Here is a 22,465-nt window from a genome sequence, read left to right on the forward strand (position 1 = left end):
CAGGCGATCGGAGTCCGACTCATGCCGGTGCGCAGCTTTCCGGAACTGTCCTACGCAAACCCCTCGCAGCCGCGTCTGAAGCGCTGGTTCATCCGCTCCGTCGAGGGAATGTCGGGGCGCGACCGCTACGCCCGTCTCTACGAGACCTGGCGCACCGCCATCGTGCCGACGGGCGACAGCATCTTCGGCCGGATGCTGGAGCTGATTGATGTCGGCTTGATGTGCGACAGTCCTTGGCCGCCGGCCGATCTCCCTGAAGGACCCCTGGTCATCGTCGCCAACCATCCCTTTGGCATCGGCGACGGCATTGCGGCGCTTTCGTTGGCCGAGCGGATCGGGCGGCCGTTCAAGGTGATGATCAATGCGGAGCTGCTCAAGGTTCCCGAGATCGAGCCCTATTCGCTTCCGGTCGATTTCAGCGAGACCAAGGAGGCGCTGCGCAACAACATGGTCATGCGCCAAGAGGCGCTGCGGCTGCTGAAGGAGGGTGTCACGATCGTCGTCTTCCCCGGCGGCGGGGTCGCGACGGCGCCCAACGGCTTCGGCCGCGCCAGGGACCTGCCCTGGAAGATGTTCCCGGCAAAGCTGATCCAGGACGCCCGCGCCAATGTGGTCCCGATCTATTTCTCCGGCCAGAACGGTCGGCTGTTCCATCTCGTCAGCCGTCCGATGCTGATGACGGATCAGGACACGCGGCTGAGGCGCGCGCTGTACGAGATGTCCCTGACGTTGCGGACATCGCTCCTGATCCGCGAGTTCACACGGCTCTACGGCAAGACGATCGAGGCGCAGAATCGGCCGGCCGATTCCCTGGCACGAGATGCAATCGATCCGCGACCGCAGGCAATTGCTCGATTTTCTCTATGGAAGGGTCTTCGCGCTCGGCAACGAAACGGCAAACAAGCGTCATCGGCTGTTCCGGCGAAAGCCGGTCGAGCGCATCGCGGCCTGACGAGTCCTCAGTCGATCGGCTCGCCGTCGCCCGACGGCTCTTCCGGCGCCAGCGGAATCTCGTCCGTATAGGGTTCCTCGCCAGTCAGCACCGGCTTCGCCGCCGCGATGTCGTTCTCGGTCAGCACCTCGACATCCTCGTTGCGTCCGGCTTCAACCTGAAACTCGCGCTGGTAGATGCGGTCGCGGTTCTTGGCGACGATCGAATATTTGCCCTCGGCCAGCACCATCGAGGCGAAGGCGCCGACCGTTTCCTTCACGATGTCGCCCGAATCGGTCAGCACCGACCACGCCGTGTCGGCGATCGCCTCGCCGTTCTTCTCACGCACCAGCTTCATCGTCACCTGCGCGGCCTTGTGTTCGACCAGCGCCTCGGTGAGCTTGCCGGCCTCGACGCGGATGTCGGAGCGGATCACCGCGTTGACGTTTCCGTATTGCGAGACCACGTGATAGGTGCCGGCATTGAGCCGCACCACCGTGTTCGGCTTGACATCCGGAACGATCAGCGCGCGATCGCCTTCGTCGTTCTCGTCCGCCTCGTAGATCGAGAATTTCAACTTGCCCGGCGGAATTCTGATCCCGTTCCCCAGCATCGCATCCAGCTTGAGGCCTCCGGCGTCGAGGACGAGGGTTTCGCGCTTGTTGTCGGACCCGACTGTGATGCGTTTCGTCGCGCCAGCACGCCCGAAGGCCGCATGGATCAGATAGCTGCCCGGCTCGAGGTCGAAGGTTGCCGTGCCGCCCTGCGCTGAGCCTTTCAAAGGCAGCTTGCCGTCCTGGCCCGGCGTCGGGCTGAAAATCCGCCATGTCAGCCCGCGCGTGATCTCCGGGCCGTCGGCGGTCAATTGGGCTGCAAGCGTGAGCGTGCCAGAGGAAATGCCCGGCATGTTGCCCAACGTGGGAGCCGGCGCATATGTGTTCAGTCCGTCGAGGGAAAGGCCGGGCGTTGGATTGCCGAGTTCCTGGCCGTGGACAATCGCGGGCGCAATCGCGAACAGGATCGCCGCGACGGCGGTCGTGAACAGTCTGGCGACGATCTTCATGCTTGCCATCAAACGCATGCCGGTGGCATTTTCAAGACGCAAACGGCACGGCATCTCCCCACCCGCCGCATTGCTCGTCTCCCCGCCGTGAAAGGATTGCCGTTGAACGCCGCCGTGATCGATTTCCTGTCGAGCCGCACCTCCGCGCCGATCGACCTCATGACCGGGCCAGGACCGTCCGACGCGGAGATCGAGACGATGATCCGGATCGCCTCGCGCGTGCCCGACCATGGCCGCCTCGCCCCCTGGCGCTTCATCCTCTATCGTGGCGATGTCCGCTATGAGATCGGCGAAAAGCTGGCAGCACTCGCCGACAGGATCGAGGGTCCGCTGCCCGAGGCTCGGCTGGCAAAGGAGCGCACGCGGTTCTCGCGCGCCCCGCTGGTGATCGGCGTCGTGTCGGTGGCGCGCCCCAACGCGAAGATCCCCCAGTGGGAGATGCTCCTGTCGGGCGGCGCTGCTGCGATGAACCTCGTGCTCGCGGCCAACGCGCTGGGCTACGGCGCCAACTGGATCACCAATTGGTATTCGGACGTTCCGGAAGGCAGGGCGATCCTCGGCCTGAAGGAAGACGAGCGCGTCGTCGGCTTCGTCCATGTCGGCAGTTTCGCGGGCGAGGCGCCGGAACGCGCGCGCCCGGATGTTGCCGGCCTCGTTTCCGACTATTCGGGTCCCGTCGAGGGCTGACCATGTTCTACGAAACCGCCAAGGGCCACGGTCTTCCGCATGATCCCTCGAAGGCGATCGTCTCGCCGCGCCCTGTCGGCTGGATCTCGACGGTGAGCGCGTCCGGCGCGCTCAATCTCGCGCCCTATTCCTTCTTCAACATGTTCGAATCGGACCCGTTCCTGGTCTGGTTCTCCTCATCGGGCGAGAAGGACAGCGCGACCTTTGCTCGCGAGACGGGCGAGTTCGTGGTCAATCTCGCGGGCCGCGACCTCCTCTCGAAGATGGTCGCGAGCTCGGTCGACGCGCCGCGCGGCGTGAGCGAGTTCGGCTATGCCGACCTGACGCCGGAACCTTCGCGGCTGGTCAGGCCGCCGCGCGTCAAAGAGGCGCTCGCCGCGCTCGAATGCAAGGTCACCGACATCATGACGCCGAAGACGTGGAGCGGCGCCGAATGCGACGCGGTGGTGGTGTCGGGTGAGGTGATCGGCGTGTTTATCGACGATTCCGTCCTGACCGACGGCCTGTTCGACGTCGTGAAGGCGGGCAACGTCGCGCGGCTCGGCTATTTCGATTACCTGACGGTCGACAAGGTCTTCCAGATGCGCCGCCCCCGCTGGAAAGCGGACTGATCCCAGGTTCACCGGAAAACCGCGGGTTTCGGGCCGGTTAACGGATATGGTGAACCGTTCGTAAACCATTTCTCCCTAGCGTCGCAGCGGGGCATAGGGGAAGCGGCCGAATTCATGATCGTCCAGCACTTTCTGAAGTGGATCGACACGGCGAAGGTCGCCGAACGCGCGGCCGCGGCGAGCGCGCTCGCCCGCGCCTACGTCTTCTCCGACCTCACCTTCGAGGATCGCTGTGCTGCCGAAGCGGCGCTGACGCTCCTCCTCGACGATCCGTCGCCGAAAGTCCGGCTGGCGATGGCGGAATCGCTCTCGCTCTGCCATCACGCGCCCGCCCAGATCATCGCCGCGCTCGCCTCCGACCAGCCCGAGATCGCCGCGCTCATCTTGCTGCGCTCGCCGCTGCTGGCCGATAGCGACCTCGTCGACCGCGTTGCGGGCGGCAGTGCGGCGGCTCAGCGGCTGATCGCGATGCGGCCGCGCGTGTCGCATGCTGTATCCGCCGCGCTCGCCGAGACCGGCGACCGGGATGCCTGCCTCACTTTACTGCGTAACGACGGCGCCGACATCGCCGCGATCAGCCTGCGCCGGATCGCCGAGCGCCACGGCGCGGATGCGGCGCTGCGCGAGGCGATGCTTTCGGACCGCCGGCTGCCGGCGGACGTGCATCACATGCTGATGGTTATGCTGGGGGAGGCTTTGCGCTGTGCGCCGCTTGTGCAGGCACTGATCGGTCCCGCACGCGCCGAGCGCATCACGCGCGACGCCTGCCTCTCCGCCTCGGTCCGGTTGATCGAGACCACGCCCGCCGAGGAGTGCGCCGCCTTGGTCGAGCATCTGCGCCTGCGTGGCGAGATGACCTCGTCCTTCCTGGTCCGCATCGTCGCCTATGGAAAGATCGATTTCTTCGGTGCAGCGCTCGTGGCGCTTTCGGGTCAGAAAGAGAGCCGCATCCGTTCGCTCTTGGCCGACGGCCGGGACGTGGCGCTGGAGGCGCTGTTCCGCACCGCCGGCCTCGCGGAGGCGACGCACCGTGTCATCCTTCGCGCGATCAAGGCCTGGCGCGAGGTCGCCCGCGGCCAGCGCGTCGCCGGGCCGCAGGAAGTGAGCTGGCTGATGCTCAAGGAACTGGAAACAGACAGGACCGGCAAGGACGGAAGGCTCGCCTCGCTGCTCTCCTCGATTCACCTCAGCGCGCTGCGTGAAAACGCGCGCGACCACGCGGTCGCGATCCAGGCGGCGTGATCTAGTCGGATTTCGCTTCCGCAACTGGACGATCTTGCGCAAGGAAGACGACGCATGTGCGCCGCCCTCCGAATGCCTCAGATATCCAGCTCCTCGACGAACTCGGCATTCTCCTGGATGAACTTGAAGCGCAGTTCCGGCTTCGTGCCCATCAGCGAATCCACCGCAGACTTCGTCGCTTCCACGCCGTCGATCACCTCGACGCGCAGCAGCGTGCGCTTGCGGCGGTCCATGGTGGTTTCCTTCAACTGCGCCGCCATCATCTCGCCGAGGCCCTTGAAGCGGCCAATCTCGACCTTGCCGCGGCCGGTGAACTCGGTCTTCAGCAACTCGTCCTTGTGCGCGTCGTCGCGGGCATACATCACCTTGCCGCCCTGCCGGATCGAATAGAGCGGCGGCACGGCGAGGAAGAGATGCCCGCCGCGGATCAGGTCGGGCATTTCCTGGTAGAAGAAGGTGATCAGCAGCGAGGCGATGTGTGCGCCGTCCACATCCGCGTCGGTCATGATGATCACGCGCTCGTAGCGCAAGTCGTCCTCGCGATATTTCGACCGGGTGCCGCAGCCGAGCGCCTGGATGAGGTCGGCGATCAACTGGTTGGCGGTCAGTTTGTCGTGACCGGCCGATGCCACGTTGAGGATCTTGCCGCGCAGCGGAAGGATCGCCTGCGTCTGCCGGTCGCGCGCCTGCTTGGCCGAGCCGCCTGCGGAATCGCCTTCGACGATGAACAGTTCCGCGCCCGCGGCGCCGCTCTGCGTGCAGTCGGCGAGCTTGCCGGGCAGCCTCAGCTTGCGCACCGCGCTCTTGCGCGAGACTTCCTTCTCCTGCCGTCGGCGAATGCGCTCGTCGGCGCGGGCGATCACCCAGTCGAGCAGCTTGGTCGCTTCCTGCGGGTTGTCGGCAAGCCAGTGGTCGAACGGGTCGCGTAGTGCGTTCTCGACGATCCTCATCGCCTCGACGGTCGCCAGCCGATCCTTGGTCTGGCCGACGAATTCCGGCTCGCGGATGAAGACCGACAGCATGCCGGCCGCCGAGATCATCACGTCCTCGGAGGTCACGACCGCGGCCCGCTTGTTGCCGGTCAGCTCCGCATAAGCGCGCAGGCCCCGCGTCAGCACATTGCGGAAACCGGCCTCGTGCGTGCCGCCCTCGGCGGTAGGGATCGTGTTGCAGTAGGAGTTGACGAAGCCGTCGCCGCCGAACCAGGTTACGGCCCACTCGATCGAGCCGTGGCCGCCCTGCCTCTCGCTCTTGCCCGCGAACACCTCGCGCGTCACCTGCATCTCGCCGTCGAGCGAGGCGAGCAGATAGTCCTTCAGGCCGCCAGGGAAATGGAACACCGCCTTGGCCGGCGTCTGGTCCTTACCCTCGATCAAGGCGGGATCGCACGACCAGCGGATCTCGACACCGCCGAACAGATAGGCCTTGGAGCGCGCCATCTTGTAGAGCCGCGCCGGCTCGAACTTCGCGCCCTTGCCGAAGATGTCCGCATCCGGGTGGAAGCGTGTGCGCGTGCCGCGTCGGTTGTGCACCTCGCCGAGGCTTTCCAACGGCCCTTGCGGGATGCCGCGCGAAAACCGCTGGCGGTAGAGCTGACGACCGCGCGCGACCTCGACCTCAAGGTCGTCGGACAGCGCATTGACCACCGACACGCCGACGCCGTGCAGGCCGCCGGAGGTCTCGTAGACCTTGGAATCGAACTTTCCGCCGGCATGCAGCGTCGTCATGATGACTTCGAGCGCCGACTTGTTCTTGAACTTGGGATGCGGGTCGACCGGGATGCCGCGGCCGTTGTCGGTAACGGTGATGTATCCGGCGGCGTCCAGCTCCACCTCGATGAAGGTCGCATGGCCTGCGACCGCCTCGTCCATCGAATTGTCGATGACCTCGGCGAAGAGATGATGCAGAGCCTTCTCGTCGGTGCCGCCGATATACATGCCCGGGCGCCGACGTACCGGCTCCAGCCCTTCCAGCACCTCGATCGCGCTCGCGTCATAGGCCTCGGAAGCGTCCTTCGGCGCGACGGCACGCTTCTGCGCCGCCTGCAGGATCGGGTCGAGCGGCCGCGCAGGCTTCTCGGCCGGCTTCAGCGGCTGCGAGGCCATCGAGAACAGGTCGTCTTTGGGGCGTTCGTTCATGAGGTCCTGGCGACGATGCGAATCAGCGGGAGAATGCCACAGAACGCGGCTGCTAGGCGACAACGTTCGCGGTCCGTTCATAGGTGCCCGTAAGCTATCCCTGCGCGGGTTGCGAAACCGTTTCATAACCAAAGATGGCGGATTGTCGGCATCTGAAACCTCAGGCTGTTTGCGGACGGGTAAGACGTTCACGTCAGGCGTGTCTGCCTGACTAGGCTAGAGGATGGCTCGATCCTGTTTCGGGTTGTTGACGACATTCTAACCATGCCGCTTGCCCGGGAGGGTCGAGTGATATGCGTGGCATGGCCTGATAGAGTATCGGTTATGGCACGCTTCCGATCGGCAGCAGTTCGCACGGTGAATGCGCATGTTTGACATGACCTCCTTGCTGTTGGGCGCGGCCATTTCCGGCATTGGTCTCTGCCTGACGATGCTCGCGCTCGTGCGCGGTGACGAGACGTCGCGCTACAAGATCACCTGGGCGATCGGCGCCGGACTGTTCGTGTGCCACGTCTTCGCCTACTACGCGTTTGCCCATGGCGCGTCGCTTTTGGTGGGCGCGCTCGCATGTGCGGTGCAGTCGGTCGCTGCCCTCTGTCTCTATGTGTCTGTCAGGCAATTCGTTACCCAGCGCTTCAAGCCGCTTGCGACCTTCCTGTGGATCGCCGTTCCCTATCTCCTGACTGCGCCGCCCTTGTTTGCGGCGGGCTACGACGGAATCGCGCTCGTGATACAGAATGCCGCCACCGGCACGCTGTTGCTGATGGGGGCCGCCGTCTATCTGGGCATCAGGCATGAGGCCCCGACGGTCATAGGAGTGATCGCGGTGCTCTATGCGCTCACGGGCCTGAGCTTCCTTGCGTGCGGGCTGGTGATCTTCCTCGAAGGACAGTGGAGCATAGGCTATCCGCCGGACAACTGGGCCGAGAGGGTAAACGTCGTCATCTCGGTTCTGGCGATCAGTGGGGCCGGGGCGTTGACCCTGTCCCTGGATCAGACGCGCGTTGCGCGAAAGAACCAGCTGAGTGCGATGAGCGATCCGCTGACCGGGCTGCTGAACCGCCGCGGTTTCGCGTTCGGCCAGAGCGATGTGTTCTTCACCGACACGGCGATCGTGCTCTTCGACCTGGACCATTTCAAGCAGATCAATGACCGGCATGGCCACGCAGTCGGCGACCTTGTCATCCGCACGTTCGCCGACACCTTGCGCCTGGCTGGGCGGCCGACGGACCGGAAGGCTCGTCTGGGCGGCGAGGAGTTCGCGATGGTCATGCACGGCGTCTCGCCGCCGGAAGCACGCGGGCTCGCCGAACACGTATCCGCCGTCTTTGCAAGAAGCGACATCAGCAACGAGCAAGGCGAGACGTTCCGCTGCACCGTCAGCGCCGGCATCGCATTCGGTGACGTCGGCGGAGCGGAGATGGAAGAGATCATGGCTCGCGCCGACCAGGCGCTTTATGCGGCCAAACGCGATGGCCGCAATCGTGTCGTCATCGGCAAGCTCCGCATTGCCAGCTAGCTACTCCGCAGCGTCGACATATTCCGTCAGCGGCGGGCAGGAGCAGACGAGGTTGCGGTCGCCCGCGACGTTGTCGATGCGCGAGACCGGCGGCCAGTATTTCGATGCCGGGTCGGCGCGCCCGTCGGGAAAGGCGGCGACAGAGCGCGGATAGGCATGCGCCCAGTCGTCGGCCAGCGCATCCGCTGCCGGATGCGGCGCGTTGACGAGCGGATTGTCGTCCTTCGGCCACTCGCCCGCCGCGACCCTTGCGGCCTCCTTCGCGATCGAGATCATCGCGTCGCAGAAGCGGTCGATCTCGCTTTTCGGCTCGGATTCCGTCGGCTCGACCATCAGCGTGCCGGCCACCGGCCACGACATGGTTGGCGCATGGAACCCGTAGTCGATCAGCCGTTTGGCGACGTCCTCGACGCCCACGCCCGCGCTGTCCTTGAGCACCCGCGTGTCGAGGATGCATTCGTGCGCGACGCGGCCGCTGCGGCCGCGGTAGAGCACCGGATAGTAATCCTTGAGCCGTTCGGCGATGTAGTTGGCATTGAGGATGGCGCTCTCGGTCGCCTTCTTCAGCCCGTCCGGCCCCATCATGCGGATATACATCCACACGATCGGCAGGATCGAGGCCGAGCCGAAGGGGGCGGCCGCCACCGCATGGGCGGAGCCTGAGGCGACATGGCCGGGGAGGAAGGCGGCCAGGTGCGACTTGACGCCGATCGGTCCGACGCCGGGGCCGCCGCCACCATGCGGGATGCAGAACGTCTTGTGCAGGTTCATGTGGCAGACGTCGGCGCCGATGTCGCCCGGCCGGGCGAGGCCGACCAGCGCATTGAGGTTGGCGCCGTCGAGATAGACCTGCCCGCCATGCTTGTGGATCGTCGCGCAGATGTCCTTCACGCCCTCCTCGAACACGCCGTGCGTGGAAGGGTAGGTGATCATCAGCGCGGCGAGCTCGCCGGCATGCTGCTCGGCCTTCGCCGTCAGGTCGGCGAGGTCGATGTCGCCATCGTCGGTGCATTTCACCACGACGACTTTCATGCCCGCCATTGCCGCACTCGCCGGATTGGTGCCATGCGCGGAAGACGGGATCAGGCAGACGGTGCGATGCATGTCGCCGCGGCTCTCGTGATAGCGCCGGATCGCCAGCAGCCCGGCATATTCGCCCTGGCTGCCGGCATTGGGCTGCAGCGACACGGCGTCGAAGCCGGTGATCTCGCCGAGCCAGTTCTCCAGGTCCGAGATCATCTTGAGATAGCCGGCCGCCTGCGCACGCGGCGCGAACGGGTGCAGCGCTGCCACCGTCGGCCAACTCACCGGCGCCATCTCGGCCGCCGCGTTGAGCTTCATCGTGCACGAGCCGAGCGGTATCATCGCCCGGTCGAGCGCGAGGTCCTTGTCGGATAGACGCCGCAGCAGGCGCATCATCTCGGTCTCGGAACGATGGTCGTGGAAGACGGGCTGGGTCATGAAACCCTCGAGTGCGCGGCGCGCGGGCAGGGTTCCATCTGCCGCAGCCGGAACATTGCCGCCGAGGATCGCGGTGAGGGCGGCGAGATCCGCCTCCGTCGATGTTTCGTCGAAGACGACGCTGATGCGGTCGTTGTCGAGTACGCGCACCAGCCTGCCACCGTCTTCTGCCGCCGCTGCGAAAGCCTTCGCACGGGCTGGCGTTTCGAGTGTGACCGCGTCGAAGATCCGCTCGCCGACAGTTACAAAGCCCGCCGCCGCTGCCGCCGCCGCGAAGCGCGCAGCGAGGGAGTGCACCCGCTCGGCGATGGCGCGCAGGCCGTCCGGCCCGTGCCAGATCGCGTAGGCCGCCGCCATGTTGGCCAGAAGCGCCTGGGCAGTGCAGATGTTCGACGTCGCCTTATCGCGGCGGATATGCTGCTCGCGTGTCTGCAAGGCGAGACGGTAGCCAGGACGTCCCTTGCTGTCGACCGACTGGCCGACGATGCGGCCCGGCATCAGTCGCGTCAACGGCTCGGCCACGGCGCAATAGGCGGCATGCGGCCCGCCATAACCCATTGGCACACCGAAGCGCTGCATCGAGCCGACGGCTATGTCCGCGCCCCAGGAGGCCGGTGCTTCGAGCAACACCAGCGCCAACGGGTCGGCCACCGCGATCACCAGCGCCCCCGCCGCCTTGGCGGCAGCGATCGCCTGCGCATGATCGCCGTAGACGCCGCGCGTGTCCGGCCAAGGCACGATGAGCGCCGCGGTCTCCGTGTCGACCGGCGCGTGACCGATCTCGATGCCGAGCGGCGTCGCCCGTGTCTGCACCACATCAAGCGTCTGCGGATGCAGCGCGCCTGCGATCGAGATCTTGTGGCGCTTCTCCTTGTGGTGCCTGACCGCAATGCCCACTGCCTCCGCGACCGCCGTCGCTTCGTCCAGCAGCGATGCCGATGCCACCGGCAGGCCCGTCAGTTCGGCCACCAGCGTCTGGAAGTTGAACAGCATCTCTAGTCGGCCCTGGCTGATCTCGGCCTGATACGGTGTGTACGCCGTACAAGCCGGATTTTCGAACATGTTCCGCTGGATGACGGGGGGCGTGAACGTGCCGTGGTAGCCCTGGCCGAGGAAGCTCTTCAGCACCTTGTTCCCGGCCATGATGGCCGATAGCTCGCCGAGCGCCTCCGCCTCGCTCGCAGCGGCCGGTAGGTTCAGCGGGCGGTCGAGCCGGATCGAGCGCGGCACCGCCTGGCTGATAAGGGTCTCGACGGAGGTGACGCCGAGGATTTTGAGCATGTCGCGCTCGTCCCGCGTGCGCGGGCCGATGTGGCGGGAAACGAAGGCTGCAGTCATCGGAAAATCCTCAGGCAATCATCGCGGCGTAGGCGTTGGCGTCCATCAGTCCGTCGAGCTGGGACGGATCGGCGAGCTTCATCTTCCACAGCCAGCCATCGCCCTCCGCGCCGGAATTGACGAGTGCCGGATCGCTCCCGACCGCGTCGTTGACTTGCGTGATCTCGCCGTCGACCGGGGCGTAGACGTCGGAGGCCGCCTTGACGGACTCGACCACCACCGCCGCGTCGCCCTTGGCGACGGTCCGCCCGACCTCGGGCAGCTCAACGAAGACGAGGTCGCCGAGCTGTTCCTGCGCGTGGTTGGTGATGCCGACGGTCGCGATGTTTCCGTCGACGCGGATCCATTCGTGATCTTGGGTAAACCAGGTTGTCATGTGAGATCAGCCCTTGAAATAGCGGTGGGGAACGAAGGGGAGGGAGTGGACGGATACCGGCAGCCGGTTGCCGCGGACTTCGGCGAAGAGAGCGGTGCCCGGCGCCGCCAGCGCCGCCGGAACGTAACCCATCGCGACGGGAGCCTCGGCAGAGGGACCGAAGCCGCCCGAGGTGACGCGCCCGGCCGGGTTGCCGGCAGCATCGAACAGCGCTGCGCCGGCGCGCACCGGTTGGCGGCCTTCGGGCCTGAGCCCGACGCGCTTCGAGCGCGGGCCTTGCGCGATCAGAGACGCCAGCGCTTCGGCTCCGATGAAACCACCCGCCTCGCGCACCGGTTTGGCGATCGCCCACATCAGGCCGGCGTCGACGGGATTCGTCTGCGGCGTGATGTCCTGCCCGTGCAGGCACAGGCCCGCTTCCAGCCGCAGGCTGTCGCGCGCGGCAAGCCCGATCCACATCGCCTCGCCGCTGGCCAGCAGGGCGCTGGCGAGCGCTGCGCCATCCTGCGGCGGCACGCCGATCTCGAACCCGTCCTCGCCGGTATAGCCGGAGCGCGACATGAACCAGCCGGGCTTCGGCTCTATGCCGTGCATGAAGGTGAGGCCGGAGATGTCGAGGCCAGCCTTCGCTGCTATCGAAGCCGCCGCCGGGCCCTGGAGGGCCAGGAACACCCGGTCGAGCGGCGTGACGGTTACCTTGAAGCCAGATGCCAGCGCCTTCAGATGCGCTTCGTCGGTTGCGGCATTGCCGGCATTGGCCACGACCATGAACCGCTCGGGCGCGAGCCGCGTGACGATCAGGTCGTCGATGATGCCGGCGTCCTCGTTGAGGAAGAAGCTCAGTTTCGACTGGCTGATCTCAAGCGCTTCGGGGTCGAGCGGACAGGCGCGGGCGAGCAGCGCCGCAGCATCCGGCCCTTCGACCAGGAACAGCTTCATGTGGGAAATGTCGAAGAGACCGGCGGCCGAGCGCGTGTGAAGGTGCTCCTTCATCACGCCCGCCGGATAGGTGAGCGGCATCGACCAGCCGGCAAAGCCGCCGAAGCGTGCGCCGGCTGCGACATGCAGCTCCTCGAGGGGAAGGCGTTTGAGGTCGCCCGTATCGGTCATGGACACTCCAGAGTCGCGCGTTATCCGCCGCTTTCGCGGCATTCTCGCGCCCCTCTGTCTGATGCCTGAGAGACTCGCGCAGCCGGAACTCTGTCAGCGGCGCTTACACCTTCGGCGCGGGGGCATACCCCGACTTTCCAGAGCGTCTTGACCGGTTGGCGGTTCTTTTGCCTGAGAGATTTCGGGCGATTTCCCCTTCGGCGGCAGCTCTCGCTGCTCTCTCCCGCGAACCGGTGGAGTCTTGCGACTCCCGACGGCCGGAAGCTAACCGATCACGATCGGCTTGTCACGCGGCGACAAGGAATATTCCAAAGGCGGCTTTGCGCCTATTCCCGCTCCTCCGCTAGCCGGCGCAATTCGCGCTGCAGGCGTAGGATGATCTGGCCGGTGTCAGCATGCATGCGCTGCAGCTTCTCGAGCTGGGCGGCGATGGCCAAAAGCGGATCCGGTCCGATATCGTCCGACGGCGCCTCACCGACACCGTGCAGGAGCCAGACCAGGTTCACGTCCAGCACGCCCTCGATCAGCTTCAGGTGCTCGACGCTCGGTTCCGAACGGTCGCTTTCCCATTCCTGGATCGTCTTCGGCTTCACGCCGACGCGGCGCGCGACATGCGCGGTCGACAGGCCTTTCGATTCGCGCGTGCGCGACAGGCGTCCGCCGAGCGTATCGGCGTCCGGCGGCTCGTTACGCAGGGTCCTGATGATGGCCATGGCGCACTCCCGACGATCATTTTACCGCTGAATACACCCATTTTGCCCGGCAAAGGATGGCCATCGAGCGACGGTCATTGCGCCAGACGCGCCGCATGCCAGCGAAGATGATCGTCCATGAAGGTCGAGATGAAGAAATAGGAGTGGTCGTAGCCCGGCTGCATCCTGAGCGTCAGCGCAATGCCGGCATCCTTGCAGGCCGCTTCGAGAAGCCAAGGCCTGAGCCCGTCGCGCAGGAAACCGTCCGCCTCGCCCTGGTCGACCAGCAGTTCCGGAAACCGTGCTCCGTCCTCGATGAGCGCGCAAGCGTCGTAGGTTCGCCAGGAGTGTTCGTCTGCGCCCAGATATCTGGCGAAGGCCTTCTTCGACCAGTCGGCGGTCGAGGGCTGCACGATCGGCGCGAAGGCCGAGCAGCTGCGGAAACGGTCGGGGTTCTTGAGCGCAATGGTCAGTGCGCCATGCCCGCCCATCGAGTGGCCGAAGATCGATTGCCGCGTCATGTCGGCCGGGAAATTCGCCGCGACCAGCGCCGGCAATTCCCGCGTCACATAGGAATACATCCGGTAGTTGGTCGCATACGGTGCCTCGGTCGCATCGACATAGAAGCCCGCGCCCGAGCCGAACTGCCAGTCGTCCTTGTCGTCCGGGACGTGCACGCCGCGCGGGCTGGTGTCCGGGCAGACGACGATGAGGCCGAGCTCGGCAGCCATGCGCCGGTATTCGCCTTTGTCCATGACGTTCCGGTGGGTGCAGGTCAGCCCCGACAGATACCAGAGCAGGGCAGGGACCGGCCGCGGCCTGCGGCGGCACGAACACCGCGAAGGTCATGTCGCAGCCGCAGGTCTCGGAGGCATGGGAATAGACGCCCTGCACGCCGCCGTGGGATTTCGAGGTCGATATTGTCTTCATGCCATTTCCCATCAGCGGAGGCTGACCACCAGATTGACCGCGGCCGCCACCAGCACGGTGTTGAAGAAGAAGGAGACGATGCCGTGGACGATGTTGGTCGCCCGCATTCTCTGCGTCGTCACCGCCACGTCGGACGTCTGTGCCGTCATGCCCGTGACGAAGGCGAAATACACGAAATCGATGCCGGCGGGATTTTCCGTTCCGGGAAATTCGAGGCCGCGGCGATGACTGCGCTTTTCCGCCGGTCCGTCCGGCTGCCAGTAGACATGGGCGTAGTGCATTGCGGCCATCATGTGGATGGTGAACCAGCCGAGCGGCACCGCCGAGAGCGCCAGCGCGAGGTTGAGCGCATGCGGCTCACCGTTCTGGTTGATCAGCACGAATAGCGCCGCGATCGCCGCGACCACTGCGCCGAATGTCACCAGGAAGATGATCCAGACCGGCTCGTCGTCAGCCGAGGCTTGCGTCCTCAGATGATCCGCCGTCAGACGCGTCAGGCTCGCGAACGTGAGAACCAGATAGACGGCGAAAAAGGCACTCGCTGCGATGACCGTTGTCTTCGTGATGGGGAGCCAGAACGCCAGAAGCGCGCCGGCGGCACCCGCGACGAGCGCGCAGTAGAAGGGGAGGTGACGCCGCATCGGAAGCTTCATGACGGACGCTGGGTCGAGTGCGCGATCATGCGGGCTCGATCAGCTCCGTCTCGATGGAGAGCTGACGGGCAAGCGCGGCCAGGCGTCTGTCCGCCGTCGCCAGCGGCTCGCGGCGCTGGAGCGCCAGCGCGAGATAGAGGCAGTCGTAGACCTTGTGGTTGTGCGTGGCTGACAGGCGCGCGGCGTTCGGAGTGAGAGACGAGTCGTCTATGAGAGTCGTGATGACCTTTGGAATACGACCTACCGCCGTGAAAACATCATCGGCGGATATCTGTCCTGCTCGCATATATTTCAGCAATGCGTTGGCCGCCTCGGGCAGCACGATTTGCGGGGCTGCAAGGTCGCTCCGCGCCATATATGTCGAGGCAGCTGCGCTGAATGGTGACGGAACGTACCAATACGTCGCCAGGTTGGCGTCAACGATCATCGTCGACATCCGGCAGGTAAGGTCGCGCATCCCGTTCGTCGCGGGCCTCCTGCATGATCCGTAGCGTCGTTTCGAGGTCGACCGGCTTGGATCGCGCGCGGATCTTCTCCGCCTCGCGGATCAACTCGGTGCGCGACACCGCGCCCTTCTCCGCAATCGCCTCGCGCGCCAGTTGCTCGGCGGATTTGCCGGCCGCGCGGGCGCGCTCCTTGAAGCGCTCCATCACGTCGTCGGGGATGTTCCTGATTACCATGCTGGCCATGATGCCACCTCGTCTGATATCGCGATGATATCACACCCATGGCCAATCATAAACCGCTTGCCGCTTTCTTCGCCCGTCGCACCGCCTGGTCGAGCGCGCCGAGGAAGGCGGAGCGGTCGCGCGGGGTGAAGGCCGCGTTGTAGCCCTTGCTTTCGCCGGTCTCGCGCAGGTGCTGGCCGAGATTGCGCATCGCCACCGCCATGCCGATCGTGTCGGGCGTGAATGGCCGGCCGGTCGGCCCGAGGACATGCACGCCCACCGGCACCAGCCGCGCCGCCAGCGGCACGTCGGCGGTCACCGCCACGTCGTTCGGTTTGGCATTTTCCGCGATCCAGTCGTCCGCGGCGTCGAACTTGCCGGAGACGACGACATTGCGGATCATCGGGTCGCGCGAGGGCCGCAGGCCACCGTTGGCGACGAACACGACCGGCAAGCCGTGCCGTTCCGCCACCCGCACCACCTCGTCCTTCACCGGGCAGGCGTCGGCGTCGACATAGACGGTAGGGCCTTCGCTCATCCCGGAAGGTGGCAGCGCACGAGGTTCACGCCCGCTCCCTCCGATCCCGAGATCGTCAGGTTGTCGGGCGAGGGGAGTGAGAACAGGAGTGTCTGCATCCCGACGTCGCCCTCTGCAACGCACTCAGCGTCTACCGTCGCGCCGCCATTCGTCAGTGGCGTCTCGGTCATATTGCACATGCTCTCGTATCGCCGGATCGTCGTCGGGGTGATCACCGCGAAGATCTCCAGCGCTTCCTGGTCCACCTTGGCGCAGTCGCTCGCCTGGACCGCCCAGACGCCGACATAAGCCGGGCCGACACCCGCCGCCGCAGCTTTCGCCGCTGCTCGCGTGTCGGTGCGCAGCTTTTCGGGCGCCGAAAGGGCCGCGGCCGGATCGCCGGTCACGACGGGACGGCCGCCCTGCAGCTCGTTCAGGCGCTTCTCCAGTTGCTCGGTCGCCTGCTTGAAATCGTCCTGCGCATTCTTGACGATCTCGCCGACGGACGCTCCCAGCTGCTCGGCCGCCTTGCGCGCCTCATCGATGGCGGGCTGCGCGTCCTTCAATGCCTGGTTGGCGGCGTCGCGTGCCTTGTCGAGGGTCGGCTGCAGGTCCTTCGCGGCCTTCTCCGCCGCCTCGCGCAGCTTGTCCAAGCCTTCCTTCGCGGTCTCGGCGGCCGGCTTCTCCGGCGGCACCGGTTGGGCCGGGGCCTCGGGAGCCGGCGGCGGAGGCGAGGGCGCCTGGGCCGTCTTTTCGTCCTCGCAGGCGCCGAGCGCGAATGCCGGCACGAGCGCGCCTGCGATGAGAAGGCTTCGGATCTTGTTCATGCGTCAGCTCCCGATATCAGGACGAGCGAAACCCGCGTTCGGGATGTTTGGTTCCTAGTAGACCACCACGCTGCGGATCGACTCGCCGGCATGCATCAGGTCGAATCCCCTGTTGATGTCGTCGAGCTTCAGCGTGTGGGTGATCATCGGGTCGATCTGGATCTTGCCCTCCATATACCAGTCGACGATCTTCGGCACATCGGTGCGGCCGCGCGCGCCGCCGAAGGCAGTGCCCTTCCAGACGCGGCCGGTGACGAGCTGGAACGGACGGGTGGAGATTTCCTGACCCGCACCCGCCACGCCGATGACGATCGATTCGCCCCAGCCGCGGTGAGCGCATTCGAGCGCCTGGCGCATCACCTTGACGTTGCCGGTGCAGTCAAACGTGTAGTCCGCGCCGCCGATCTGGTCCGCGCCGCGCTTGGTCAGGTTGACGATGTAAGGGACGATGTCGCCGTCGATTTCGGTCGGGTTGACGAAATGCGTCATGCCGAAGCGCTCGCCCCATGCCTTCTTGTCGTTGTTCAGGTCGACGCCGATGATCATGTCGGCGCCGGCGAGCTTGAGGCCCTGGATGACGTTGAGGCCGATGCCGCCCAGGCCGAACACCGCAGCCGTCGCGCCGATCTCGACCTTGGCCGTGTTGATGACCGCGCCGATGCCGGTGGTGACGCCGCAGCCGATGTAGCAGATCTTGTCGAAGGGAGCCGCTGGATTGACCTTCGCCACTGCGATCTCGGGCAGCACGGTGAAGTTCGAGAAGGTCGAGCAGCCCATGTAGTGGAAGATCTTGTCCTTGCCGATCGAGAAGCGCGAGGAGCCGTCCGGCATAAGGCCCTGGCCCTGCGTGGCGCGGATCGCCGTGCACAGATTCGTCTTGCGCGACAGGCAGGAGGGGCACTGGCGGCATTCGGGCGTATAGAGCGGGATGACGTGGTCGCCCTTCTTCAGGGTGGTCACGCCCTTGCCGACGTCGACCACCACGCCCGCGCCCTCGTGGCCGAGGATAGCCGGGAAGATGCCTTCCGGGTCGGCGCCCGACAGGGTGAACTCGTCGGTGTGGCAGATGCCGGTCGCCTTGATCTCGATCAGAACCTCGCCCTCGCGCGGGCCCTCAAGGTCCACTTCCATGATTTCGAGCGGCTTTCCGGCGGCGACGGCCACGGCGGCGCGGGTCTTCATCAGGCATTCTCCCTAGGCATTGCGCGGGCAAACTTTCAGGTTTCGCCTAGCCGATCAACCCCGCCCAAGGGAAGCGGAAGTGCTCGTCCTCGCGAGATCAATCGATTCGCACAGCCGGCTTGACCAATCCTCGGCTTGACCGCGGCTGCGCAGTCCATAAAAGGAAGCCGCATCGTGGGGGAAGAAGCGCCGACATGTTCAAGAAGATCCTGATCGCCAACCGCGGTGAAATCGCCTGCCGGGTCATCAAGACGGCGCGCAAGATGGGCATCGCCACGGTGGCGGTCTATTCCGACGCCGACCGCGACGCGCTGCATGTCGAGATGGCCGACGAGGCGGTGCATATCGGCCCCGCGCCCGCCGCGCAGAGCTACCTCATCGCCGACAGGATCATCGAGGCCTGCAAGCGGACCGGGGCGGAAGCGGTCCATCCTGGCTACGGCTTCCTCTCCGAGCGCGCCTCGTTCTGCGCGGCGCTGGAGAAGGAAGGCAATATCTTCATCGGCCCGAAGCCCAAGGCGATCGAGGCGATGGGCGACAAGATCGAATCGAAGAAGTTTGCCAACGCAGCCAAGGTATCGACCGTGCCGGGCTATCTCGGCGTGATCGACGACGCCGACCATGCGGTGAAGATCGCCAACGACATCGGCTATCCGGTGATGCTGAAGGCGTCCGCCGGCGGCGGCGGCAAGGGCATGCGTATCGCCTGGAACGACGCCGAGTGCCGCGAAGGCTTCCAGTCGTCCAAGAACGAGGCCAAGTCCTCCTTCGGCGACGACCGGGTGTTCGTCGAGAAATTCGTCGTCGATCCGCGCCATATCGAGATCCAGGTGCTGGGCGATGGCCACGGCAACGTGATCTATCTCGGCGAGCGCGAATGTTCGATCCAGCGCCGCAACCAAAAGGTCGTGGAAGAGGCTCCGTCGCCCTTCCTCGACGAGGCGACCCGCAGGGCGATGGGCGAGCAGTCCGTCGCGCTCGCCAAGGCCGTCGACTACCAGAGCGCCGGCACGGTCGAGTTCATCGTCGACAAGGACAAGAACTTCTACTTCCTCGAGATGAACACCCGTCTGCAGGTCGAGCATCCGGTGACGGAGCTGGTGACCGGCATCGACCTCGTCGAGCAGATGATCCGCGTCGCGGCGGGCGAGAAGCTTGCGATCAAGCAGTCGGACGTGCGGCTGAACGGCTGGGCGGTGGAAAGCCGCCTCTATGCCGAGGACCCGTATCGCAACTTCCTGCCGTCGATCGGTAGGCTGACCCGCTACCGCCCGCCGGCGGAAGGCAAGACCGGCGACATCGTCGTGCGCAACGACACGGGCGTGGTCGAGGGCGCCGAGATCTCGATGTATTACGACCCGATGATCGCAAAGCTGTGCACATGGGCGCCGGACCGGCTGGAGGCGATCGACGCGATGTCGGAAGCGCTCGACCAGTTCGTGGTCGACGGCATCGAGCACAATATCCCGTTCCTCGCCGCCCTGATGCAGCATCCACGCTGGCGCGAGGGCCGGTTGTCGACCGGCTTCATCGCCGAGGAGTTCCCGGACGGCTTTGCCCCACTCGCGCCGAGCGACGAGGACAAGCGCACGCTCGCCGCCGTGGCGCTCGCAGCCGAACTGCTGCGACGCGACCGGCTCGACAGGCTCGGCGGACGGCTTGCCCCGCATTCGGGCGCGATCAAGCCGGACTGGGAGATCAGGGTCGGCGACGACTATGTGAAGGCCTCCATCATCGAGGGCATGGCGACCGTGCCGATGGAACTCGACCTGACGCTCGACGGCGGCAAGCCGGTCACCGTCGTGTCGAACTGGCGGCCGGGCGAGCCGGTGTGGAACGGTACGATCGGCAGCCGCAAGGTCTCGGCGCAGGTGCGCCCCGTGCCGAACGGATACAGGCTCGCCTGGAAGGGCATGTCGGTCACGGCGCGCGCCATGCTGCCGCGCACGGCCGAGCTCGAGAAGCTGATGCCGGTCAAGCTGCCGCCGGACACGTCGAAGCTGCTGCTCTGCCCCATGCCCGGCATGCTGGTCTCGCTCGCTGTGGCGGAAGGCCAGGAGGTCAAGGCCGGCGAGACGCTGGCGGTGGTCGAGGCGATGAAGATGGAGAACGTGCTTCGCGCCGAGCGCGACCTCACCGTCTCCAAGATCAACGCCAAGGCCGGCGACAGCCTGGCGGTCGACGCGGTGATCATGGAGTTCGCGTGAGCGAACGCGAGGAGCTTGGACCGGCACCGAGCCTCGAATCCCTGGTCGGGCTTCGACTGTCGATCATCCGTCGTGTCGTCGACATGCTCATCCTGCACTTCGGGGCGACCCGGGAGACGCGCACCCGAAAGGGAAAGCTCGCTTACGTTGGAGAACTCTCGGTGCACATCTCCGGGTCCTGGCGGATCGACGGACCTGAGAAGACGATCGTCGGGCAGGAAGACCTCCACGCGTTCGCAGGTGCAGAAAAGCCGGACAACTGGACCTACAAGAACGGGAATACGCGTCTGGATGCCAAACTGGACGCGACCTTCCCATTCGACGCGCAAGGGTGGCGACCATCCGACGATGGCTTCACGGTCGCGTCGGTCGACATGTCTCGCTACGGCGACCTCAGTATCGGTTTCGTCAATGATGTCGCGATCAGGGCGTTCCCCTCTTATACCGAACATGAATGCTGGCGTTTGTTCGAGCCGGGTGGCAAGAGCGATCACCTGGTGGTTCCCGACTACAACTGAAGTCAGCGGCAGGGCTCTATGTATTCCGCCTACATCATCTGCGCCACGCCGCGCACGGGGAGCACGCTTTTGTGTCGGCTGCTGAAATCCACCGGCAGAGCAGGCGATCCCGATTCCTTCATCAGCCGGTTCATTCCCGAATGGGCGGAGGCCTGGGGCGTGCCTCCGGCCGAAAGCCTCTCGCAGGAGGAGTTCGCCCGCGTCTATCTCGACGCGGCGATCAAGGCGGGGAAGGGCGGAACGGACATGTTCGGGCTGAGGCTGATGCGCGAGAATGTCGCCGATCTCGATCGCTTCATCGATTTCGTTCATCCTGGCCTCACCCCAGGTAGCGCCCGTTTCGAGCGTGCATTCGGGCGGTTGCTCTACATCCACCTGTCGCGCCGCGACAAGGTCGGGCAGGCCATCTCGCTGGTGAAGGCGGAGCAGTCCGGCCTCTGGCATGTCGCGCCGGACGGCAGCGAGATCGAACGTCTCGCGCCGCCGGCGGAGCCGTATTACGACTTCGCCCGCCTGCATCGTGAGGTTCTGGAGCTCGAGGGTTTTGATGCCGAGTGGAACACATGGTTCGCGGAGCAGGGGATCGAACCGCATCGTATCGTCTACGAGGATCTGTCAGCCGATCCCGCCGGGGAGCTTGCGCGGCTGTGCGTGGCGCTCGGAATCGAAGCTCCCGATGCCGTCGACGTGAAGCCCGCCGTGGCGAAGCTCGCCGATGCGACGAGCCGGGAGTGGGCGCAGCGATATCGGCGTGAGGTCGCTTCGGCGGGGTGAGTGCCCGGCACAGGCCCTGCTTCACACAATGATGCGATAGGGCCGCGCGAAGGCGTCGTCCGTGCGAGGGTTCGCGCGGGCGGAAAGACACAAGCCATCCCATCCCTGCATCAGGACGTATCGTGCTGCTCCTGCGCCTCGTAGGCGAAGTAGTGCAGGTCGCGCAGAACGTCGTCGACTTCGTGGGGGCGGCGCGGCGAGCCGGGGCGGTGCAGGCCGTAGGCGCGACCCGGACGCAGCGTCGTCAGCCGGTGGAGCCGCCCGGCCTTGCGGAAGGCGTCGCGGCGCGCACGCCAGCGGGCGAGGCGCCTGGCCTGCCCCGGCAGGTCCTCGAGCGCGCGGCTGAGTGCTGCGACGCGCCGGCGCAGATATCCGGCCTCGAGCGCATCGTTGCGCGACGGCTCGTGCCTCGGCGCGACGGCAAAGGGTGTGGTCCAGCCGGGAATGAAGACGCGCGGCACGCCCGAGGCGCGGATGCGGAACGGCGGCGCGGTCAAGTCCGGCAAAGGGTCGAGGAGCGGGAAGGAGAGCCGGCCGGGTGCTGCCGGCGCGGCGGCAGGCGCGTCGGCCGCGGCGGGCGCCAGAGCGAGGCCCAGGCTGACGGGAATGTGCGCGACCAGCGGCCCGCCCTTGCGCATGATCGCAGGCAGGGCCGGCGCAGGGGCGACCATGTCGCGGGCGGCGACGATCACCAGCCGCCGCAGGGCGGCCTCGGCCGGACGTAGCAGGCGGAACACGGTGCGGTGGGCCCAGCGCGGCAGGGTCGGACAGGGCAGATGGCCCACACCGGGTCCGGCCAGTGCCGCAGCCGAGCCATTCCCTGCCGCAAGGGACAGGTCGAGCCCGGCCATGGCGGCGAGCGTGGCGACGATCTCCCGCAAAAGCCTGACATTCCGTTCGATCACCCCTTCCCAATCGATCACTGCCGACTCCTTTCGCGGGAGACAGTGTCGCCGCGATGCGCGGGTGGTGGATGGAAAATCGAATGGCGGATGGCGAATGCCGAGCGGGGCAACGGGTT

20 protein-coding genes, 2 pseudogenes and 1 riboswitch are annotated in these 22,465 nt (G+C 65.9%); of the genes and pseudogenes, 8 read left to right on the forward strand and 14 right to left on the reverse strand.

Annotated features, from left to right (window positions below; genetic code table 11):
• Positions 1-21: 21 nt before the first annotated feature.
• Positions 22-952: pseudogene (locus LRS09_RS22180) on the forward strand (lysophospholipid acyltransferase family protein).
• Positions 953-959: 7 nt separating this feature from the next.
• On the opposite strand, the gene LRS09_RS22185 reads toward LRS09_RS22180, so the two are convergent.
• Complete coding sequence (locus tag LRS09_RS22185) at positions 960-2,003, reverse strand: hypothetical protein (protein WP_257809065.1); 1,044 nt, start codon at positions 2,001-2,003, stop codon at positions 960-962.
• A 150-nt stretch (positions 2,004-2,153) separates the two neighbouring features.
• Here LRS09_RS22185 and LRS09_RS22190 point away from each other — a divergent pair, with 150 nt between their 5' ends.
• From LRS09_RS22190 to LRS09_RS22200, 3 genes are all read left to right on the forward strand, one after another.
• The gene (locus tag LRS09_RS22190) at positions 2,154-2,681 is read left to right on the forward strand and encodes a nitroreductase (RefSeq protein ID WP_374684930.1); all 528 of its coding nucleotides are present in this window, start codon (positions 2,154-2,156) and stop codon (positions 2,679-2,681) included.
• Positions 2,682-2,683: 2 nt separating this feature from the next.
• Positions 2,684-3,292, forward strand: coding sequence for a flavin reductase family protein (locus LRS09_RS22195; protein ID WP_257809067.1), 609 nt, complete (start codon positions 2,684-2,686; stop codon positions 3,290-3,292).
• A gap of 114 nt (positions 3,293-3,406) precedes the next feature.
• Positions 3,407-4,534, forward strand: a complete 1,128-nt coding sequence (locus LRS09_RS22200; protein WP_257809069.1) for a DUF2336 domain-containing protein — start codon at positions 3,407-3,409, stop codon at positions 4,532-4,534.
• Positions 4,535-4,611: 77 nt separating this feature from the next.
• Here LRS09_RS22200 and parE read toward each other — a convergent pair whose 3' ends face one another.
• Positions 4,612-6,639 (reverse strand): DNA topoisomerase IV subunit B, encoded by a 2,028-nt coding sequence (parE, locus tag LRS09_RS22205; protein ID WP_374684931.1) that lies wholly within the window; start codon positions 6,637-6,639, stop codon positions 4,612-4,614.
• Positions 6,640-7,039: 400 nt separating this feature from the next.
• Between parE and LRS09_RS22210 the strand changes: the two genes are divergently transcribed.
• On the forward strand, positions 7,040-8,191 hold the full coding sequence (locus LRS09_RS22210) for a diguanylate cyclase (protein ID WP_257809072.1): 1,152 nt from the start codon (positions 7,040-7,042) through the stop codon (positions 8,189-8,191).
• Here LRS09_RS22210 and gcvP read toward each other — a convergent pair whose 3' ends face one another.
• The 11 genes and pseudogenes from gcvP to LRS09_RS22265 form a co-directional block, all read right to left on the reverse strand.
• Positions 8,192-10,990, reverse strand: a complete 2,799-nt coding sequence (gene gcvP, locus LRS09_RS22215; RefSeq protein ID WP_257809073.1) for an aminomethyl-transferring glycine dehydrogenase — start codon at positions 10,988-10,990, stop codon at positions 8,192-8,194.
• A gap of 10 nt (positions 10,991-11,000) precedes the next feature.
• Positions 11,001-11,366: a glycine cleavage system protein GcvH gene (gcvH, locus tag LRS09_RS22220; protein WP_257809074.1), complete on the reverse strand. Its 366-nt coding sequence runs from the start codon at positions 11,364-11,366 to the stop codon at positions 11,001-11,003.
• Between the two features lie 6 nt (positions 11,367-11,372).
• A complete protein-coding gene (gene gcvT / locus LRS09_RS22225; RefSeq protein WP_257809075.1) occupies positions 11,373-12,476 on the reverse strand; it encodes a glycine cleavage system aminomethyltransferase GcvT in 1,104 nt (367 codons plus the stop codon).
• A 149-nt stretch (positions 12,477-12,625) separates the two neighbouring features.
• Positions 12,626-12,712: riboswitch (glycine riboswitch) on the reverse strand.
• A 90-nt stretch (positions 12,713-12,802) separates the two neighbouring features.
• Complete coding sequence (locus LRS09_RS22230; RefSeq protein WP_085465045.1) at positions 12,803-13,189, reverse strand: helix-turn-helix transcriptional regulator; 387 nt, start codon at positions 13,187-13,189, stop codon at positions 12,803-12,805.
• A gap of 74 nt (positions 13,190-13,263) precedes the next feature.
• Positions 13,264-14,098 (reverse strand): annotated as a pseudogene (gene fghA, locus LRS09_RS22235) (S-formylglutathione hydrolase).
• Between the two features lie 11 nt (positions 14,099-14,109).
• Positions 14,110-14,739: a DUF1345 domain-containing protein gene (locus tag LRS09_RS22240; protein ID WP_257809076.1), complete on the reverse strand. Its 630-nt coding sequence runs from the start codon at positions 14,737-14,739 to the stop codon at positions 14,110-14,112.
• A 37-nt stretch (positions 14,740-14,776) separates the two neighbouring features.
• Complete coding sequence (locus LRS09_RS22245) at positions 14,777-15,178, reverse strand: type II toxin-antitoxin system VapC family toxin (RefSeq protein ID WP_257809078.1); 402 nt, start codon at positions 15,176-15,178, stop codon at positions 14,777-14,779.
• Positions 15,168-15,440, reverse strand: a complete 273-nt coding sequence (locus LRS09_RS22250) for a hypothetical protein (RefSeq protein ID WP_257809079.1) — start codon at positions 15,438-15,440, stop codon at positions 15,168-15,170. The genes LRS09_RS22245 and LRS09_RS22250 overlap by 11 nt, the downstream gene beginning before the upstream one ends.
• A 46-nt stretch (positions 15,441-15,486) precedes the next feature.
• Complete coding sequence (locus tag LRS09_RS22255; RefSeq protein WP_257809080.1) at positions 15,487-15,957, reverse strand: YaiI/YqxD family protein; 471 nt, start codon at positions 15,955-15,957, stop codon at positions 15,487-15,489.
• Positions 15,954-16,763 (reverse strand): hypothetical protein, encoded by an 810-nt coding sequence (locus LRS09_RS22260; protein ID WP_257809082.1) that lies wholly within the window; start codon positions 16,761-16,763, stop codon positions 15,954-15,956. Before LRS09_RS22260 ends, LRS09_RS22255 begins: the two co-directional genes overlap by 4 nt.
• A gap of 54 nt (positions 16,764-16,817) precedes the next feature.
• Positions 16,818-17,945 (reverse strand): S-(hydroxymethyl)glutathione dehydrogenase/class III alcohol dehydrogenase, encoded by a 1,128-nt coding sequence (locus LRS09_RS22265; protein WP_257809083.1) that lies wholly within the window; start codon positions 17,943-17,945, stop codon positions 16,818-16,820.
• A 194-nt stretch (positions 17,946-18,139) separates the two neighbouring features.
• On the opposite strand from LRS09_RS22265, the gene LRS09_RS22270 reads away from it, so the two are divergent.
• From LRS09_RS22270 to LRS09_RS22280, 3 genes are read left to right on the forward strand one after another with little or no spacing between them, the layout of a single operon-like run.
• Entirely contained in the window at positions 18,140-20,152 is a 2,013-nt protein-coding gene (locus LRS09_RS22270; RefSeq protein ID WP_257809084.1) for an acetyl/propionyl/methylcrotonyl-CoA carboxylase subunit alpha, read from the forward strand.
• Entirely contained in the window at positions 20,149-20,670 is a 522-nt protein-coding gene (locus LRS09_RS22275; RefSeq protein WP_257809085.1) for a hypothetical protein, read from the forward strand. The genes LRS09_RS22270 and LRS09_RS22275 overlap by 4 nt, the downstream gene beginning before the upstream one ends.
• 18 nt (positions 20,671-20,688) lie before the next feature.
• Positions 20,689-21,444, forward strand: coding sequence for a Stf0 sulfotransferase family protein (locus tag LRS09_RS22280; protein WP_257809086.1), 756 nt, complete (start codon positions 20,689-20,691; stop codon positions 21,442-21,444).
• Between the two features lie 110 nt (positions 21,445-21,554).
• Here LRS09_RS22280 and LRS09_RS22285 read toward each other — a convergent pair whose 3' ends face one another.
• Complete coding sequence (locus LRS09_RS22285; protein WP_257809088.1) at positions 21,555-22,367, reverse strand: hypothetical protein; 813 nt, start codon at positions 22,365-22,367, stop codon at positions 21,555-21,557.
• Between the last annotated feature and the right edge of the window lie 98 nt (positions 22,368-22,465).

The sequence above is a fragment of the Mesorhizobium sp. J428 genome (assembly GCF_024699925.1).
In the GTDB taxonomy this organism is placed as follows: Bacteria; Pseudomonadota; Alphaproteobacteria; order Rhizobiales; family Rhizobiaceae; genus Mesorhizobium_A.

Excerpts from the sequence above, each read along its gene's own strand:
- LRS09_RS22185 (WP_257809065.1), bottom strand. The coding sequence starts at position 2,003 with ATGGCAAGCATGAAGATCGTCGCCAGACTGTTCACGACCGCCGTCGCG.
- LRS09_RS22190 (WP_374684930.1), top strand. The coding sequence starts at position 2,154 with ATGACCGGGCCAGGACCGTCCGACGCGGAGATCGAGACGATGATCCGG.
- LRS09_RS22195 (WP_257809067.1), top strand. The coding sequence starts at position 2,684 with ATGTTCTACGAAACCGCCAAGGGCCACGGTCTTCCGCATGATCCCTCG.
- LRS09_RS22200 (WP_257809069.1), top strand. The coding sequence starts at position 3,407 with ATGATCGTCCAGCACTTTCTGAAGTGGATCGACACGGCGAAGGTCGCC.
- parE (WP_374684931.1), bottom strand. The coding sequence starts at position 6,639 with ATGGCCTCGCAGCCGCTGAAGCCGGCCGAGAAGCCTGCGCGGCCGCTC.
- LRS09_RS22210 (WP_257809072.1), top strand. The coding sequence starts at position 7,040 with ATGTTTGACATGACCTCCTTGCTGTTGGGCGCGGCCATTTCCGGCATT.
- gcvP (WP_257809073.1), bottom strand. The coding sequence starts at position 10,990 with ATGACTGCAGCCTTCGTTTCCCGCCACATCGGCCCGCGCACGCGGGAC.
- gcvH (WP_257809074.1), bottom strand. The coding sequence starts at position 11,366 with ATGACAACCTGGTTTACCCAAGATCACGAATGGATCCGCGTCGACGGA.
- gcvT (WP_257809075.1), bottom strand. The coding sequence starts at position 12,476 with ATGACCGATACGGGCGACCTCAAACGCCTTCCCCTCGAGGAGCTGCAT.
- LRS09_RS22230 (WP_085465045.1), bottom strand. The coding sequence starts at position 13,189 with ATGGCCATCATCAGGACCCTGCGTAACGAGCCGCCGGACGCCGATACG.
- LRS09_RS22240 (WP_257809076.1), bottom strand. The coding sequence starts at position 14,739 with ATGCGGCGTCACCTCCCCTTCTACTGCGCGCTCGTCGCGGGTGCCGCC.
- LRS09_RS22245 (WP_257809078.1), bottom strand. The coding sequence starts at position 15,178 with ATGATCGTTGACGCCAACCTGGCGACGTATTGGTACGTTCCGTCACCA.
- LRS09_RS22250 (WP_257809079.1), bottom strand. The coding sequence starts at position 15,440 with ATGGCCAGCATGGTAATCAGGAACATCCCCGACGACGTGATGGAGCGC.
- LRS09_RS22255 (WP_257809080.1), bottom strand. The coding sequence starts at position 15,957 with ATGAGCGAAGGCCCTACCGTCTATGTCGACGCCGACGCCTGCCCGGTG.
- LRS09_RS22260 (WP_257809082.1), bottom strand. The coding sequence starts at position 16,763 with ATGAACAAGATCCGAAGCCTTCTCATCGCAGGCGCGCTCGTGCCGGCA.
- LRS09_RS22265 (WP_257809083.1), bottom strand. The coding sequence starts at position 17,945 with ATGAAGACCCGCGCCGCCGTGGCCGTCGCCGCCGGAAAGCCGCTCGAA.
- LRS09_RS22270 (WP_257809084.1), top strand. The coding sequence starts at position 18,140 with ATGTTCAAGAAGATCCTGATCGCCAACCGCGGTGAAATCGCCTGCCGG.
- LRS09_RS22280 (WP_257809086.1), top strand. The coding sequence starts at position 20,689 with ATGTATTCCGCCTACATCATCTGCGCCACGCCGCGCACGGGGAGCACG.